The sequence below is a fragment of the Alteromonas sp. ALT199 genome, from assembly GCF_018619335.1.
In the GTDB taxonomy this organism is placed as follows: domain Bacteria; phylum Pseudomonadota; class Gammaproteobacteria; order Enterobacterales; family Alteromonadaceae; genus Alteromonas.
In genome coordinates this window covers 1-17,587 of sequence record NZ_JAHHDX010000144.1, presented here as the reverse complement: position 1 = coordinate 17,587, position 17,587 = coordinate 1, and the positions used below count along the sequence as shown (strand labels likewise).

13 protein-coding genes are annotated in these 17,587 nt (G+C 41.7%); 12 read left to right on the top strand and 1 reads right to left on the bottom strand.

Annotated features, from left to right (window positions below):
• Position 1: 1 nt before the first annotated feature.
• From KL866_RS15450 to KL866_RS15395, 12 genes are all read left to right on the top strand, one after another.
• Positions 2-2,065 carry a glycosyltransferase family 2 protein gene (locus tag KL866_RS15450; protein WP_214995848.1) on the top strand — a complete coding sequence of 688 codons (2,064 nt, stop codon included), beginning with the start codon at positions 2-4 and terminating at the stop codon, positions 2,063-2,065.
• 18 nt (positions 2,066-2,083) lie between these two features.
• Positions 2,084-4,894 carry a glycosyltransferase gene (locus tag KL866_RS15445; protein ID WP_214995846.1) on the top strand — a complete coding sequence of 937 codons (2,811 nt, stop codon included), beginning with the start codon at positions 2,084-2,086 and terminating at the stop codon, positions 4,892-4,894.
• Between the two features lie 116 nt (positions 4,895-5,010).
• Positions 5,011-5,730 carry a hypothetical protein gene (locus KL866_RS15440; protein ID WP_251140099.1) on the top strand — a complete coding sequence of 240 codons (720 nt, stop codon included), beginning with the start codon at positions 5,011-5,013 and terminating at the stop codon, positions 5,728-5,730.
• Positions 5,731-5,751: 21 nt separating this feature from the next.
• Positions 5,752-7,068, top strand: a complete 1,317-nt coding sequence (locus KL866_RS15435; protein ID WP_214995844.1) for an alginate O-acetyltransferase AlgX-related protein — start codon at positions 5,752-5,754, stop codon at positions 7,066-7,068.
• A 228-nt stretch (positions 7,069-7,296) separates the two neighbouring features.
• Entirely contained in the window at positions 7,297-9,129 is a 1,833-nt protein-coding gene (glmS, locus tag KL866_RS15430; protein ID WP_214995842.1) for a glutamine--fructose-6-phosphate transaminase (isomerizing), read from the top strand.
• 66 nt (positions 9,130-9,195) lie between these two features.
• Complete coding sequence (glmM, locus tag KL866_RS15425) at positions 9,196-10,536, top strand: phosphoglucosamine mutase (RefSeq protein WP_214995840.1); 1,341 nt, start codon at positions 9,196-9,198, stop codon at positions 10,534-10,536.
• 12 nt (positions 10,537-10,548) lie between these two features.
• Positions 10,549-11,433, top strand: a complete 885-nt coding sequence (gene rfbA, locus KL866_RS15420) for a glucose-1-phosphate thymidylyltransferase RfbA (RefSeq protein ID WP_214995838.1) — start codon at positions 10,549-10,551, stop codon at positions 11,431-11,433.
• A gap of 75 nt (positions 11,434-11,508) precedes the next feature.
• Positions 11,509-12,054 carry a dTDP-4-dehydrorhamnose 3,5-epimerase gene (gene rfbC, locus KL866_RS15415; RefSeq protein ID WP_214995836.1) on the top strand — a complete coding sequence of 182 codons (546 nt, stop codon included), beginning with the start codon at positions 11,509-11,511 and terminating at the stop codon, positions 12,052-12,054.
• A 45-nt stretch (positions 12,055-12,099) separates the two neighbouring features.
• Entirely contained in the window at positions 12,100-12,969 is an 870-nt protein-coding gene (rfbD, locus tag KL866_RS15410; RefSeq protein ID WP_214995834.1) for a dTDP-4-dehydrorhamnose reductase, read from the top strand.
• A gap of 36 nt (positions 12,970-13,005) precedes the next feature.
• Positions 13,006-14,088, top strand: coding sequence for a dTDP-glucose 4,6-dehydratase (gene rfbB, locus KL866_RS15405; RefSeq protein WP_214995833.1), 1,083 nt, complete (start codon positions 13,006-13,008; stop codon positions 14,086-14,088).
• An 86-nt stretch (positions 14,089-14,174) separates the two neighbouring features.
• Entirely contained in the window at positions 14,175-15,851 is a 1,677-nt protein-coding gene (locus tag KL866_RS15400) for a glycosyltransferase (protein WP_214995831.1), read from the top strand.
• Positions 15,852-16,013: 162 nt separating this feature from the next.
• On the top strand, positions 16,014-17,201 hold the full coding sequence (locus KL866_RS15395; RefSeq protein ID WP_214995828.1) for a nucleotide sugar dehydrogenase: 1,188 nt from the start codon (positions 16,014-16,016) through the stop codon (positions 17,199-17,201).
• 128 nt (positions 17,202-17,329) lie between these two features.
• On the opposite strand, the gene KL866_RS15390 is transcribed toward KL866_RS15395, so the two are convergent.
• On the bottom strand, positions 17,330-17,587 hold a 258-nt coding region (locus KL866_RS15390; RefSeq protein WP_214995821.1), incomplete at its 5' end, for a cupin domain-containing protein.

The window sequence follows — 17,587 nt, the reverse complement described above, 5'->3', positions numbered from 1 at the left end:
AATGGCACTTCATACTTTTCTCGGAACGTTAAAGCAAAAGTTTAGTTCGAATAGGCAGCTCAAAAAGCACGAGCTTCTAATACGTCGCAGTGGAAAATTCGACGAAAGTTTTTACATAAAAAATTATCCGCAAATTGGAAGTGAAGGAGTCAAAAACCCGATTAGGCATTACCTCCTTGAGGGCGCAACGCTCGGGTATAACCCTACAAAATGGTTTAACTCTTCGTGGTATGTAGCGCAGTATGATGACGTTAAAGAGCATCAGTTTAATCCCCTTGTGCACTATATAATGCATGGAAGACGCGAAGGCCGAAAACCAAACCCCAATCAATTTGAATCAACATTAGAAAAGAAGATTGACCAATTAAAAAATGGAATTGTAGAAAACTTGTGGGGCGGGTACTCGTCGCCGGCTCTTGAAGAGCTATCGACTATTTACACAGATTCGTCTGCTGATGTTGACCTAAGATTTTTTGCAGCATGGCATGCTGCAAGGTGGTATTACTTTGTAGCGGACTTTGCGAAGGCGCTTAGTATTTCTGAGTTAGTTAGAGATCTTAGCCCTGAATATCATTTAGATAAAACTGCAGTGTTGATGCACTCATTTTGTTTGATGAAATTAGGAGAAACTGAAAAGGCCAAACTACATCTTTACGAATATTTAGAAACTGTACCAGATGACGCCGATATACTCCTGTCGATGTCTAACTTATGTAAAGAACCCAGCGAGCGCTTGGCGTGGATAAATGAAGCGTATGAGCGTAACGGTTTTCTGCCTATTGACTTTAACGAAGCAGCATTAACGCTTAGTTTTGAAAGTCTAATTGGGCAGGCACCTTCTGTTGAGGACGAACGTCTTGTAAGTGTTATCATTCCCACATTCAATGCCGGCGTTAGGTTAGCAGTAGCGATAAAATCCCTTTTGAACCAAAGCTGGCAAAATATCGAAGTAATAGTCGTCGACGACTGTAGTACCGACGACACCCCAAAGCTTGTTAAAGAATTGTCTGTTGAGGATAGCAGAGTCAAATTAGTTCAACAGAAACAAAATGGCGGCGCCTATAGAGCTAGAAACGCAGGCTTGCAGGTTGCTAAAGGGGACTTTATCACTACACATGATGGCGATGATTGGTCTCACCCTCAAAAAATTGAGTCGCAAATTGCTTACCTAGATTCAAAACCTACAGTGATGGGAGTTTCAACACATTGGATAAGGGCTACTAATGATCTTCACTTTCAGCATAACTGGCGATTGAACCCAAGGCTGATTCATTGGTCGCACTCTTCTTTTTTATTCAGAAGAGAGGTGTTAAATGGTTTAGGTCCCTGGGATAACGTGATTGCAGGCGGTGATACAGAGTTTATTTGGCGTGTTCAAGCGAAGTATGGGAAGTGGGCTTTCAAAAAAATTCACAAAGAAGTACCTATGGCATTTGCATTGGATGATGACGGTTCCCTTACAAGAAACAAAGCTACGCATATAAAAACAATGCACAACGGACTTCGTCATATTTATCGAAGTGCATGTCAGTGGTGGCACAAATCTAATCAAGATAATTTGTTTAATGAAAACGGAATAGACAGAAACTTCCCGGCGCCGAAATCAATGGTGATTCGTGGTGATAATTTCGCTAAGGCTGAGTTAATTTTTATTTCGGATTTCAGCCAGAAACGCTTCAAAGCTAGTGAAGTCGAAATAATCAAAATGCTGATAGCAGAAGGGCGTCAGGTTGTGCTTTATCATATCCCTGAGTATGGGAAAAGTACTCGCCCCATTTGTGATCAATTCTTTGAGTTGCTGATGAGTGAGAATGTCACTGTCTGCGTTTACGGTATGGAAATAACAGCTAAATATGCAGTATTCCTAAATCAAAGCTTACTTAATCACGTACCCGATCAATTAGCCGAGATCAATGTTGAAAATGTTTTTATAAAAAAGAGTGGCAATGACGAGCCCGAACTAAAAAACGTTGACTGTTTTGTTACCAGAGAACCAACTACGAAGGTTACCACCGTTGATAAATTAGATTTACTTTCAACTGTTACTAGTCTTTTCTTTAAATAAATTGGCTAGTGAATTGAAGTGAGAAAATTAAAATACTTCGATCCCGCTTGGTATCTAAGCCAATATCCAGATGTGGCGGCTGCAGGTATCGATCCTCGTGAACATTTTGAGAAGCACGGACGGCGAGAAGGAAGGTTGCCGTGCTTTCTACCATCAATAGGCTTAGAAAAGTCGTTGTGGGCAAGTGCCCATCGGCCATCTGTTTTATTGAAAGCGTTAAATTGTGCTGTTAAACAAGGTGGGCTTAACGGGGTTTATGCATCGAAGGTATTAGCAGACTTCCATTTATTTCAGGGGGCGAATGATGAAGCTATTAAAGCCATAAGCTATTTAATAGCGCATCAGACTAGTGCAGAAGAATTATTCGACCTAAATGAGCTATTTTTACTTCAATTCTCATCTTTACTTTTGAACAATGATATAGCTGAAGCTTCAGCTCTTCTGGCTAACAAGCGATGGCTAGAAAATTCTTCGAAACTTCTTGCTATGGAGATGTTACCCGAGGGCTCGAACCGCCTTGTGTATTTGAATCGCCTATTCAAAGTTAACGGCCTTTCACAGGTAAATTTGAATAATGGTAATTCACCTCTAGATTCGCTGTGCGCCTCAAGACCAAAAACTAAATTTATAGCCAGAGCTTTTTCCTTACTAAAGCCTACTACTGTTTCTGTTGTTGTTCCCTGCTACAACGCAGAAAAAACGATTGCTACTTGTCTAACATCACTGAAGAATCAGACTTGGCCTTACATTGAAATTATCGTGGTGGATGATGGCTCAACTGATAACTCTTTAATTGAACTAGCTCGTTTAAAAGCTGATATAAGCGGGTTAAAGGTTGTTTCAAATAAATCTAATCGCGGCGCATATGCCACAAGAAATTTTGGGATGTCTTTAGCCACAGGCGATTTCCTTACAGTTATGGATGCGGATGATTGGGCTCATCCACAGAAGATTGAAAAACAAGTCACTCCATTACTGTTCAATCGTTCTTTGAAAGGAACTGCTTCGCACTGGGTTAGATGCACGGAAGACCTTAAATTTTCAAAGTTAAAGGCTGGGAACTCTTGGGTTCATAGAAATGTATCCTCTTTACTCGTTCGAAAAGACGTTGTTGCCGCTCTGGGAGGTTGGGACGAAGTTAAAGTAAATGCTGATACTGAGTTTTATGAAAGGTGTATTGCTAAATTTGGGCAAGACGCGATAAAAGAAGTGATGCCCGATGTTCCGCTGTCTTTTGGGAGAACACATGCGTCATCACTTACGCAAAATGCAAAAACTCATTTGGTCACTCAGTTTGGTGGCGTGCGAAAGCAATACATGGATTGTGCTAGAGCATGGCACAAGAATAGTCTTGGCCTGAAGCTTTTAAAAGATGAACAGCGTCCTTTTCCTGTTCCTCCTAGTATGTTGCTGGCTTCTTCTAATTCTGCTTGTGTGAGAGAAAATAAAGCGCGTTTTGGGAAATGGTCGAAAGCACTTGATGAAAATTGGTACACTCAAATTTACGACGATGTCAGTTCTATGGGGCTTGATATCCATGATCATTTCTGGGGTAGAGGAGAAAAAGAAGGACGTTATCCATCACCATTATTTAATCCTCAGGCATATGCTTACAAGTTTGAATTACCGAATACTGTATCACCAACCTGGCATGCGCTACATAATGACAGCTGGGACTTTTCTGCTCCCGTATCAATCAAAGGCTTTGCAAAAAATGAAGGTGAAGTTCACGTTGCTCTTTTTGGGCATGCTGTATCTGAAACGGTCTTCGGTGCAGAAAGAAGCTTAGTTGATATTGCTGAAGCAATGCAGAAGGCAAATATTTCTATAACGCTATTTTTACCTTCCTGCTCAAATATTACCTATATCGAGAAGCTAAAACAATTCGTTGGCAAGATAGTATTCTTGCCTTTACCTTGGGCTAATGGAAGGGAAGAGTCGATTCAGCCTGTAGCGCAATACTTGGAGTCAAATTTCCTTCAATTTGGATATGACTGTGTTTATGTCAACACGCTTACACTAATAGAGCCTTTAAGTGCAGCCAAGAAAGCTGGTATCTCAAGCATCATGCACGTGAGAGAGCTTGTAGAGTTTGATAATGATTTAGCGGATTTACTTCGAGAGTCACCCCAACGTACTCATGCAAGAGTTATCGCGACCAGCGACTATTTTATTGCCAACTCTGAAGAAACAGCACGTTGGCTAAATGCACCAGAGCGGACTACTGTTATATACAATTGTGTTGATACTTCCTCTTCACAAGACCTCACGCCTTCGGGCTTATTAAAAATATGCATGCTAAGTAGTAATGTTAAGAAAAAAGGTGTTGAAGACTTTTTTGAGGTAGCAAGGTTATGTAAGGAGGCTAGTAATGTCCAGTTTACGATTTACGGGCCCATTACTAATGAAGTTATCATGGCAGCTAAGCGATTTGGAGATGCGAATATTACTATTGCCGGCTATGTGGAAAAACCGAAAGAGGCCATGGCTGAACATCATATTGTGTTAGCGCTTTCTCACTTCAAAGAATCTTTTGGAAGAACCGTTGCAGAAGCTATGTCATTAGGACGCGTTGTAATTGGTTACGATTGGGGGGCGGTGAGTGAACTTGTCGACAAACACTCTGGTGTTCTAGTCGACTATAAAAGCACTACGAGCGTTGTAGATACAATACTTCACTTGAATCGTAACCGTGAGTTAATGGCGTCGATGGGCAACTTTGCTGCTAAAAGAGCTAACGAACTTTTCTCTCGCGACACCTTTGGTAAAAAGCTGGCAAGCCAGATAGTTAAGATTTCAAAGAAATCTGCTACACTTGCGCGCTTTTAGCTGGAAGATTTTTGTGTTGTTTAAGCGTATTGAACATTCCAGTTTGCTATCCCGCTACTTACTTCTATATAAGTTAACGTGGAATATCAGATTCAGTTGTAGAAGATTAGTTACCAATGTCTTATAAAGCCCATCCATTTTGGCGTGTGGAAAAACTGTTATCGCCGGCCAAGAATTCTGAAAGCTTGCCTCACTCTAATGTTGCTGTTTTGTCTTACCACATTCCAAAAACTGCTGGAAGTTCTCTCAGGGTTGCATTTGAACAGGCTCTAGGTGCTAGGAATGTTTACGGTGTTTACGCTAACACTGGGGCAAGTGCTATGTCGAAAGGAGAAGAGATATGGTTACCATCGAAGGCTAAAGTGCTTCACGGGCACTTTAAACCGCATATTAATCATATTAAAACGTTTCCAAACGCTATTAGAGCCGTATGGGTTCGAGACCCTCTGGAGCGTTTATGGTCGTTAGTGGGCCACCTATTGGCACTAAAAGAGAGGCATCCTCACTATATCTTGTTGAAGTCGAAGCTGCCAGAATCTAGCTTAAAGTCACACGAAACTATCGTTAAGGAGTTGGTTCTTAACAATACTATTGACGCGTTTACAAACACCTATAGTCGGTTTTTCAGTTCTGTGTCTATTGACGAATTTGGCTTTGTTGGATCGAAGCACAAATACGAAGAAGATTTACAACAATTGTCAGATTCGACTGGGATACAGTTAAAAACGTTGCAAGTAAACAGACGAACTAGCCAAGCATATCAGCTACCAAGTAGTATTAAGCAGCTTGAATCACATCTTCATCATGAATATGAAATCGTAGGCGACTTTTTATAAAGCCGTAAGAAAGGAACTTTAGTGGCAGTTTATTCAATAATTACCCAGCGAGTAGAGAGTACAAACTCCAAGGCGCCGAGATGGCATCTTGACTACCCTTGTAATGCGCAAGCCATTGAAGGAATAGAGTTAGTTCGTGACGGCTTACTGTTCCAAGGTTGGTTACTGAACGAAGAAAAATCGTTAGCATCCTTAGTTATTTTAAATGGGGATGATGTACTGCCAGTACCAATAAACCGCCCTCGCCCTGATGTAATTTCAAAAGTATTAAAGCAAGACTCTGAAAACCACGATTTACTGAATTGTGGATTTTCGGAAAAAGTTAAGCTTAAACATTCAGAGTTTACGTTAGGCCTGATTCGAAATGGCACCTTCTTAGAGTTAATTAATGGGAGTGTTGAAGGTAAATTTCAGATTTTAGAAGGGAAAGATGGCTGGCTATTCCTAGACAACGATACAAATAAAAGTATTGAGCAATATACTGGGAAACTTAAATTATCTCGGACAGCACAAAAAGAATGGAAAGAATATTTAACGTCGTTAGATAGTTTTTCTCGCACGTCAGGCACGCCAGTTTGCTTGCTAGTCGCACCTTCTAAAGAAATGGTATACGAAGAATATTATCCTTATCGTTTTTCAAAAAAAGCGCCTATTAAAACGCTTACAGGCTTGATCCCTGATTCACTTAATTTTATTTTTCCGATAGAGGAGCTTCGAAGTCTAGAGCAGCGTTCATATAGGGTTTGCGATACTCACTGGACCCTTCATGGTGCAAGGTTAGCCGCTCAGCTTGTTGCGGGTAAGCTGTCACCTAAAAATGTCGATGAGATTAATGTTTTTGCTAATGATGTTTACCAAAACAGAGTGGTAAGCGGTGACCTTGGATCGAAATTGTATCCGCCTCAACGTCATGAGGAAGACAGTCTCACAAATTTCAATTACAGGCGCTGTGTCGTCTTCGACAATAACGTTGATAACTTTGGTCGCATTATTGTGATGTTCCATCAACACGCTGTGTTCGATGAAACTTTGTTATTGTTCGGTTCATCTTCCTCTTACACTATGTTTCATTACCTATGCCGCTTGTACACTTCCGTCGTTTTTGTACACACGGCTGGTAATGTTGACCATAAAATTATTGACGTTGTGAAGCCAGACTGTATTTGTGTTCAGACAAATGCGCGATTTGTCGTAAAAGCCCCAAAATTTAATGACTCAGTGGTGAATTACATAAAGCAAAAAAAAGAGAACGGAAAATTAGAAAAAGCGTTTATAGCTAAAGTATTACCGGGCCAAAGTGCTCGATACATAGATTATTTTGAGCAACTTTTAAATTAGCACAGTACTGTTGAAACGTTACCATATTGCTGAACTTGTTCGTTATTCGCTATGTAATTTTTGGTAATAGCGAAAAGTATAAATGAAGGTCTTAAACTTTAGCCAGAGACTTAAAATTCATATTGAGCAGCAAAGGTTTCTAGAAACACTTTTCATTTATCGTTACTATTTAATAGTCCAGCACACCAGCGGTGTGATTAATATAACAATAGCGTAGAAAGAAAAATTATGTGTGGAATAGTAGGTGCAGTAGCCGAAAGGAATGTAGTTGAGATACTACTAGAAGGGTTAAAGAGGTTAGAGTACAGGGGGTATGACTCTGCTGGCGTAGCCTTATTAGACAAGGAGGGAAACCTCCAACGAATTCGCAAAGTTGGTAAAGTCAAAAATTTAGCTGAAGCTGTAGCAGGTGAAACGGCTCTGGGGACCACGGGGATTGCCCACACAAGATGGGCTACTCATGGTGGCGTGACTGAATACAATGCGCACCCACACTTTTCTTCAAGCCGTGTTGCGGTAGTGCACAATGGTATTATCGAAAATTACGTTTCGTTGCGTAAGAACCTTTCTGAAAAAGGGTACACCTTTTCAAGCGATACTGACACCGAGACTATTGCGCATGTAGTTCACGAAATGCTTAACGACGGTAAGTCTTTATTAGAAGCTGTTCAGAGTGCAGTAACGAATTTTACTGGGGCATACGGAACAGTAGTTATCGATAAAGAAGACCCGGATAAAATGGTAGTAGCGCGTTCAGGTAGTCCTTTAGTCATCGGTCTTGGTTTAGGTGAAAACTTTATAGCTTCAGATCAATTAGCATTACTACCTGTAACACGCCGCTTTATCTTTTTAGAAGAAGGTGACGTAGCGGAAGTTACCCGTAGAGAAGTAACGATCTTTGATAAAACTGGTGCTCGGGTAGAACGCGAAATTATCGAGTCGACAGTTGAGCATGATGCGGGTGACAAAGCTGGTTACCGCCACTACATGCTAAAAGAAATTTACGAGCAGCCTGCGGTTATTCGAAATGCGCTTCAAGATAGAGTGGATAATGTTCACAACATTGATGCGCTATTTGGCGATGGCGCAGAAGACATCCTAAAACAAGTTAAGCATGTGCAAATTATCGCATGTGGCACAAGTTATCATGCTGGAATGACTGCGCGATATTGGCTGGAAGAGCATGCAAATATTTCTTGTTCAGTAGAGATAGCTTCAGAATTTAGGTATCGCAAGTCAGCCGTTCATCAAAACAGTTTGCTTGTCACGATTTCTCAAAGCGGAGAGACAGCAGATACGTTAGCAGCATTACGCCTAGCTAAGGAATTGGGGTACATGTCTGCACTTACGATTTGTAATGTGCCAGGGTCATCGTTAGTGCGCGAATCAGATCTTGCATTCATGACTCTTGCCGGTGCTGAAATTGGCGTTGCATCTACCAAAGCGTTTACAACACAGCTTACTGCGTTTTTAATGCTTACACTGGCGCTAGGTAAGTTTAATGGCCTTTCTAACGACAAAGCGAACTCGATAACTACTGCAATAAAGACCTTACCTAGTAAGATTGAGGAGGCGTTAAGTACCGCTGAGGTAATTGAAGCTATGGCTGAAGAGTTCGCTGACAAGCACCATAGCTTGTTCTTAGGACGTGGCGCGCAGTACCCAATTGCAATGGAAGGCGCGCTAAAGCTTAAAGAGATTTCTTACATCCACGCCGAAGCATATGCATCAGGTGAACTCAAGCATGGCCCTCTGGCGTTGATAGATGATGAAATGCCAGTAATTGTAGTTGCGCCACATGATGAATTACTTGAAAAGCTAAAATCAAATGTTGAGGAAGTACGTGCTAGGGGCGGTATTATGTACGTATTTGCGGACGCCGATGCACACTTTGAAAGTGATGAAACAATGCGCGTGATCGATATACCTCATTGTGAAGATATTATTGCGCCAATTGTTTACACTGTTCCTCTTCAACTCCTCTCTTACTACGTAGCACTGATCAAAGGTACTGATGTCGACCAGCCTCGAAACCTTGCAAAGTCAGTTACGGTAGAATAACGCTAACATCTTGATATTGGGCCATGGCTTTTTAAGTTATGGCCTTTTGCTTTTTAGGAATTAAAAATGTCTCAAAAATACTTTGGCACTGATGGAATTCGCGGAAAAGTGGGTGAATTTCCTATGACACCTGATTTTGTAATGAAGCTTGGCTGGGCTGCTGGTGTGGTATTAGCGGCAGATGGCACAAAAGAAGTGCTAGTCGGAAAAGATACACGTGCCAGTGGCTACATGCTGGAGTCTGCACTGGAAGCAGGTTTGTCAGCGGCCGGGGTGAATATTGCTTTGGCGGGGCCTATCCCCACACCTGCAGTGGCTTATTTAGCTTCTACGTTTAGGGCTGACGCTGGCGTAGTTATTAGTGCATCTCATAACCCCTATTACGATAACGGTATTAAGTTTTTCGGCCGAAGCGGGGCTAAACTAGGAAGTGAGCAGCAGCAAGCTATCGAAGAGAAGTTACAGTATGCGCTTGAACATGGTATTGAATGTGTCGACTCTGAGCATTTAGGTAAAGCACGAAGAGTTGAAGACGCTGCAGGTCGCTACATAGAGTTTTGCAAAGGAACCTTTCCAAGCGACTTCAGCCTAGAAGGGCTCACAATTGTAGTTGATAGCGCAAATGGTGCGGCATATAAAGTTGCCCCCAGTGTGTTTGAAGAATTGGGTGCGGAAGTCATCAATATCGCTAATACGCCAAATGGGGTAAACATTAACAATGAGTGTGGAGCGACTTCACTTACAGCCCTGAGTAAAGCAGTAACAACACACAAAGCTGACTTAGGCATAGCTGTTGATGGCGACGCAGACCGAATAATGTTTGTAGACTCATACGGTGATGTTGTAGATGGTGATGAGATCCTATTTTTGATGGCGCGTGAAGCAAAGCAAGCAGGTTACCAGGGCGGGGTTGTCGGAACACTGATGAGTAACCTCGGTCTAGAAATGGCGCTAAAAGAATTGGACATTCCTTTTGAGCGAACCAAAGTCGGCGATAGATATGTGGTCGAAAAGTTGAAAGAAACTGGTTGGCGAATTGGTGGTGAAACCTCAGGCCACATTCTTAATTTAGACTACGCGTTTACGGGTGATGCAATTGTTGCCGCACTGCAAATTTTGGCTGTAGTAGTCAAAAGTGAATATTCTCTTAAAGATTTAAAAGAGGGAATGACAAAGCTACCGCAGTGTATGGTCAATGTTCGTCATAACGATCTAGATTCGGTACTTGATTTAGATGTAGTAAAAGATGAAGTCAGTCGCGTAGAAAAGTCTCTAGGTGATAATGGGCGGCTCGTTCTTAGAAAGTCTGGAACAGAGCCGTTAATTCGTGTGATGATAGAAGCAAGAGATAGGCGGATTGCTTCTGAGTTAGCCAATAGCTTGGCCCAAGTCATCAAAGAAAACTAAAAAGGAATAAGCATGAAACGGAAGGGTATAATTCTAGCGGGTGGTTCTGGCACACGTTTGCACCCACTGACGAAAGTGGTAAGTAAACAATTGATGCCAGTTTACGACAAGCCAATGATATATTATCCCTTAGCTACGCTAATGATGTCTGGAATAAGCGATATCTTAATTATCACTACACCAGAAGAGCAGCGCCGTTTCATTGAGTTAATTGGGGATGGTAGTGAATTGGGAATTAATGTTCAGTATGCAGTTCAGCCGTCGCCCGATGGCCTGGCCCAAGCATTTCTTATAGGTGAAAACTTTATTGGTAGTTCCCCATGTACACTTATTTTGGGCGACAATATCTACTACGGCCACGACTTAAAGCGTTCTTTGCAAATTGCATTCAAACAGGAGTATGGTGCAACTGTCTTTGGTTATCACGTTAACGACCCTGAACGCTACGGCGTGGTAGATTTTGATGATGATTGGAATGCGCTTTCTATTGAAGAAAAGCCGGCTGTTCCTAAATCAAACTATGCAGTAACAGGTTTGTATTACTACGACAATCGCGTAGTGGATTTCGCTAAAGAAGTTAAGCCATCGCCGCGTGGTGAACTCGAAATTACCGACCTGAACAACCTGTATCTAAAAGATGGCTCACTCAAAGTAGAGCTTATGGGCCGAGGCTCTGCTTGGCTTGATACCGGCACACTAGATTCACTTCTTGATGCCGCAAACTTTGTGGCTGCAATAGAAAAGCGCCAGGGCTTAAAAGTATGCTGCCCAGAAGAGGTGGCTTACAGAATGGGTTATATCAACGCTGAGCAACTTGAAAAGCTGGCGGCACCGCTTAAGAAAAGCGGGTATGGTGATTACCTCTTGAAAGTTCTTAAAGACAGAGTGAAAGTTTAACCTATATTCAAATTTAAGAAGGTGGCATTGCCACCTTTCTTCTTATATTCATTTGCACATTTGTACGGAAAGTAAATGCAAGTAATTAAAACAGACATCCCTGACGTAAAAATCATCGAGCCTAAAGTATTTGGTGACGAGCGTGGTTTTTTTCTAGAAACCTTCCGCACTGACTGGTTCAAGAAAGAATGCGCGGATGTAGATTTTGTTCAAGATAACCACTCTAAATCTAGCCAAGGTATTCTTCGCGGCCTTCATTATCAAATGGAGCAAACCCAAGGCAAATTAGTACGTGTTGTTAGCGGTGAAGTGTACGATGTAGCGGTAGACATGCGTAAAGACTCACCTACATATGGTAAGTGGGTTGGGGTGACGTTATCAGCTGAGAACAAGCGCCAGTTATGGGTGCCTGCCGGCTTTGCTCACGGTTTCTACGTAACTAGTGAATCTGCCGAGTTTGTTTATAAGTGCACAGACTATTATCACCCGGAATCTGAAATATCAGTTAAGTACGACGACCCTACGTTAAATATCGACTGGCCATTAGTAAATGGTGAGAAGCCTTCTCTATCAGGTAAAGATGAGGCGGGCTTAGCATTTGTAGACGCACCTACGTTTTAATTGTTATCGGTTTTTCACTGACTTTTTATAGAGTACTAGCGATTAATGAATATTGTAATTATAGGTAAGTCTGGGCAGCTAGCGTATGAGCTTTCTCGTGAGCTAGAAAATAGCGAAAATAAGGTTTCGTTTTTAGGGCGCGACGATATTGATATTACGAATGCCTCTAATATTGAAGAAAACCTATCGCCATTATCAGCCGATGTGTTAATAAACGCGTCTGCCTATACTGCTGTTGATAAAGCGGAAGAAGATACCGAAGCGTGTAATGCCATTAACGCGTTAGCTGTACAGAATTTAGCAACGTTCTGTAAAGCGAATGGCGTATTTATGGTACATGTGTCGACCGACTATGTGTTTAATGGTCATAAAGGTTCACCTTATCTAACGGATGACCCTATCGAGCCGCAAGGTGCATACGGCAAATCAAAAGCCGATGGCGAAAAAGCTTTGTTTGAGATATTGCCTGAAGCAAGCTGTTTGATTAGAACTGCTTGGGTATATTCGTCGCATGGCAATAACTTTGTGAAAACCATGCTGCGTTTGATGGCAGATAAACCTCAGCTTACTGTAATAGATGACCAAATTGGTACGCCTACATGGGCTAAGGGTTTGGCTGAAGCTTGTGTCTCTGCCGCTTTGAATAAAACCAGTGGCGTATATCACTGGGCAGACGAAGGTGTAGCAAGCTGGTACGACTTTGCGCTGGCTATTCAAGAGTTAGGTGTTGAGAAAGGTTTGCTAGAAAAAATGATTCCAGTATTACCTATTCCGTCAAGCCAATACCCAACGCCAGCAAAGCGCCCTCATTATAGCGTGTTAGATAAGCAAACAGCACGAGAAGCATTTGCGTCGTGCAAGCCCACCCACTGGCGCAAGCAGTTAGCTAGCATGCTAGAAGAATTGAAAGCCTAAAAAGCAAAAACAGAATTATAGTTTGGTAAAAAGAAAATGAGTAAAACAATTTTAGTAACAGGTGGCGCGGGCTTCATTGGCTCAGCAGTAGTTCGCCATCTTATAAACGACACTGACCACACAGTGGTTAACTTAGATAAGCTAACTTACGCGGGTAATTTAGAATCATTAATACCTGTTTCAAGCAGCGACCGCTATAGCTTTGAACAAGTTGATATTTGTGATGCTGAAGAAGTAAAACGTGTTTTCAATACGCACCAGCCAGATATCATTATGCACCTTGCTGCAGAATCACATGTAGACCGCTCTATCGATGGCCCAGGCGAGTTTATTCAAACCAACGTAGTTGGCACATATACCTTGCTTGAACAAGCAAGAGCATATTGGTCTGCTCTTGAGGGCGATAAAAAAGCAGGGTTTAAGTTTCATCATATTTCTACTGACGAAGTATACGGTGACCTTCCGCACCCAGATGAAGTTGAACCAGGAACAGAGCTTCCACTCTTCACAGAAACTACCCCGTATGCACCAAGCTCGCCATACTCAGCAAGTAAAGCAAGTTCAGATCAGTTAGTGCGTTCGTGGCTTCGCACATACAAGTTACCAACGCTTGTAACTAACTGCTCAAATAATTACGGCCCGTATCACTTCCCAGAAAAGCTTATTCCGTTGGTTATTCTAAATGCCCTAGCTGGAAAGCCGCTGCCTGTATATGGCAAAGGTAATCAAATTCGTGACTGGTTGTATGTTGAAGACCATGCTCGTGCATTGGTTGTGGTTGCACTAAACGGTGAAATTGGTGAAACCTATAACATTGGTGGCCATAACGAAAAGCAGAACATTGAAGTAGTACAAACTATCTGTTCAATTTTGGATGAAGTTAAGCCAAAAGATAGCAAATACGCTGAGCAAATTACTTACGTACAAGACCGCCCTGGGCACGACATGCGCTACGCTATTGATGCTAGCAAAATTGAGCGTGAACTAGGCTGGAAGCCAGAAGAAACGTTTGAAAGCGGTATTCGTAAAACCGTTGAGTGGTATTTAGCGAACGAAGGCTGGTGGAAGGCCGTTCTTGACGGTAGCTATCAAGGCGAGCGTTTAGGTACTGGAAGCTGATACCCATACAAACATACAAGTGTTAAACTAGAAAGCCGCTTTAAATAAAGCGGCTTTCTTTATTTTTAAGGCCCTAAATAGTCTACATGAAAAAAATTGCTATGCGGTCAGTGCGTGCCGCCCTTCAACTTATTCCTAAAAATTTAAAAGACAAGCTTAAACAAAACGAACGTTTAACTGGTTTGTATGTAAGGTCGGTAAGAAAGTCTGGGCTATTTTTCGATGCTCCAACGCCTAAACAAACGCAGGCGTTGTACAATCATTGGCTTGAAGCAAATGAGTCTGCTTTTTCAAAGCCGGCAGGCAAGATTGAAGGATGGCAAGCTATAGTATTTGGCACCGACAATCTGAGTGTCACTCAAGAAAAAGTTAAGTCCCTTGGTGCTGAAACTTGCTTAATAATAGGGGAATCGGATCTAGACGCTTTAGAAAAGCAAATTTCACAACTCAATAACCAGTTACCCACGCTATTGCTAAACGGTGGTGATTTGTTAGAAAAAGCTGCTATTGGCCATTTATGTGAAGGTTTGAAAGAAAGCGACTTAGTTTATTGTGATACTGATGAGCTGGATAATAATGGGGCTAAGTCATCGCCACGATTCTTACCCGATTGGAACCCTGAGCTTCAATATTCTACCGCTTACATTAATACTGGGGTAATGATCAAAACAGCGTTGTTAAAGTCGCTACACATTACTAACCAAACAACAATTGCAGAGATAGTTACAGAGCTTTCCCTTACTAACAAAAATTTGGCTATTGCTCATCTGCCGCTGCCTTTAGTGCACCTATTGCCAAGTAAAGACGGTGAGTCAGATACGCTGGAGCGTGTTAAAACAGTGATAGAAAAGCACACAAAAGCGAAAGTCGAACTAGACGAGCAATTTAGCGTAAACCGGGTATGTTGGCCGAATAGTAATCCCTTGGTAAGCTTGATCATTCCTACAAAAAACGGGAAAGCCTTGGTGAAAGCATGCATCGAGTCAATCTTGGAGAAAACAACCTACCAAAATTATGAAATATTGCTGATTGATAATGGCTCTGATGAACAAGAAAGTATTGAGTACTTCAAGTATTTAGATACATTGGACAAAGTACGGGTCCTTAAATATCCAGCGCCATTTAACTATTCAGCAATTAATAACTTTGGTGTTGAACATGCGAAAGGCTCCATCCTTGGGCTAATTAATAACGATATTGAGGTTATATCGCCTGATTGGCTTACTTATATGGTTGGTCATGCAGTGCGCGAAGACGTTGGCTGTGTTGGTGCAAAGCTGCTTTATTCTGATACACGGATACAACACGCTGGCGTTGTTTTAGGCTACGGTGGTGGCGCTGGCCATGCTCATAAAAACTTTCCTCGCTTTCATACTGGCTACCTAAAGAGAATCGTTGCTACAAACAACTACAGTGCCGTAACCGCAGCGTGTTTACTAGTTAAACGCACGCATTTTGATGCTGTAAACGGTTTAAATGAAAAGGACCTTTCTGTTGCCTTTAACGATGTAGATTTTTGTTTAAAGGTTAAAGGCTTGGGCGTTAATAATGTTTACTGCGCAGAAGCAGAGCTTTTTCATCATGAATCGGTTAGCAGAGGCTTAGATATTTCACCTGAAAAAGCGGCGCGTTTTAATCGCGAATTAAATTACCTTCAAACTACGTGGAGCGACTTCATAGCTAATGATCCCGCTTATAGTCCAAATCTTACGCTAAAGCGTGAGAACTTTTCTATAAGAAGCGCAGTAGAATTGAAAAAGTGATGCACAAGGCATAATTGATGCATAGTGCATCAAACAGGGCTTTGATACACTATTTAAAAATTAGACGAGTTAGCCGTAGTATTCATCATTGTTTAAAATTACTATGCAATGATAGTAATGAAGCTTTCGTAAATTATTTGTACAAAACTGGAGAGAATTTAAATGGATAGTACTATGCAGAAGCTTAAAATAGCTGTAGCAGGCACGGGCTATGTAGGGCTTTCAAATGCAGTGCTACTTGCACAACACAATGAAGTGAAAGCGGTCGACCTAGTACCAGAAAAAGTCGAGATGCTTAATAATAAAAAGTCTCCAATTGAAGACAAAGAAATCTCTGAGTATTTAGCAACGAAAGAGCTTAACCTTGAAGCTACGCTTGACGCACAAGTTGCTTATAAAGATGCTGATTATGTTGTTATTGCGACGCCAACAGATTACGACCCGCAAACGAACTACTTTAATACAGGTAGTGTAGAAGCGGTTATCAAAACAGTGATGGAAATTAATCCTGATGCGGTAATGATCGTTAAGTCTACTGTACCTGTTGGTTTTACTAAGGATGCAAAGGAGCGTTTCGGGTCTGAGAATATTATATTTTCTCCAGAGTTTTTGCGTGAAGGTAAAGCACTTTACGATAACCTTTACCCAAGTCGTATCATTGTGGGTGAGCAAAGCGAACGCGCTGAAATTTTTGCGAAGTTACTTCAGCAAGGCGCCATTAAAGAAGAAATTGATGTGCTATTTACCGACAGCACCGAAGCAGAAGCTATCAAGCTCTTCGCGAACACTTACTTAGCAATGCGCGTTGCTTACTTCAACGAGTTAGACAGCTATGCCGAGCGTAATGGTCTTGACACTAAGCAAATCATTGAAGGGGTTGGCTTAGACCCGCGCATTGGTAATCACTACAACAACCCTAGCTTTGGTTACGGTGGCTACTGCTTACCTAAAGATACCAAGCAGCTACTAGCTAACTACAGTGAAGTGCCTAATAACATGATTCAGGCCATTGTAGATGCTAACCGTACACGGAAAGACTTTATTGCTGATTCAATTGTAAGCCGTGGCCCGAAAATTGTTGGCATCTACCGCCTTATTATGAAGACAGGTTCTGATAACTTCCGCGCAAGTGCTATTCAAGGCATCATGAAGCGTATTAAGGCGAAAGGTATTGAAGTCGTGGTATACGAGCCAGTACTTAAAGAAGATGATTTCTTCAATTCACGCGTAGTAAACGACCTAGAAGAGTTTAAGAAAATTTCTGATGTTATCGTAGCCAACCGTGTAACCGGTGATATTGAAGACGTACTAAATAAAGTATACAGCCGCGACTTGTTCAACGCTGACTAACCCATAAATTTTGGGGTCAGAGTACATTTCACCTTTGGGTCAAAGTACATTGCCCCTTCTAAACTAAAAGAGCCAGGTTCATAAACCTGGCTCTTTTTTTAAGCTCGATAAACTGTCTTACACTGCGATCATTTATCAGATCGCCCATACCTATCAGAAAAACGAACAATATCGTCCTCTCCAAGATAGGCCCCCGATTGTACTTCAATGAGTTCTAGTGGAATCTTTCCTGGGTTTTCTAAAGCGTGAACAGCACCAATCGGTATATAAACCGATTCATTCTCTGTAAGCATCTGGACTTCCTCACCAATAGTTACATTAGCAGTACCAGAAACTACCACCCAATGTTCCGCTCTGTGATGATGCATTTGAACAGATAGCTTTTC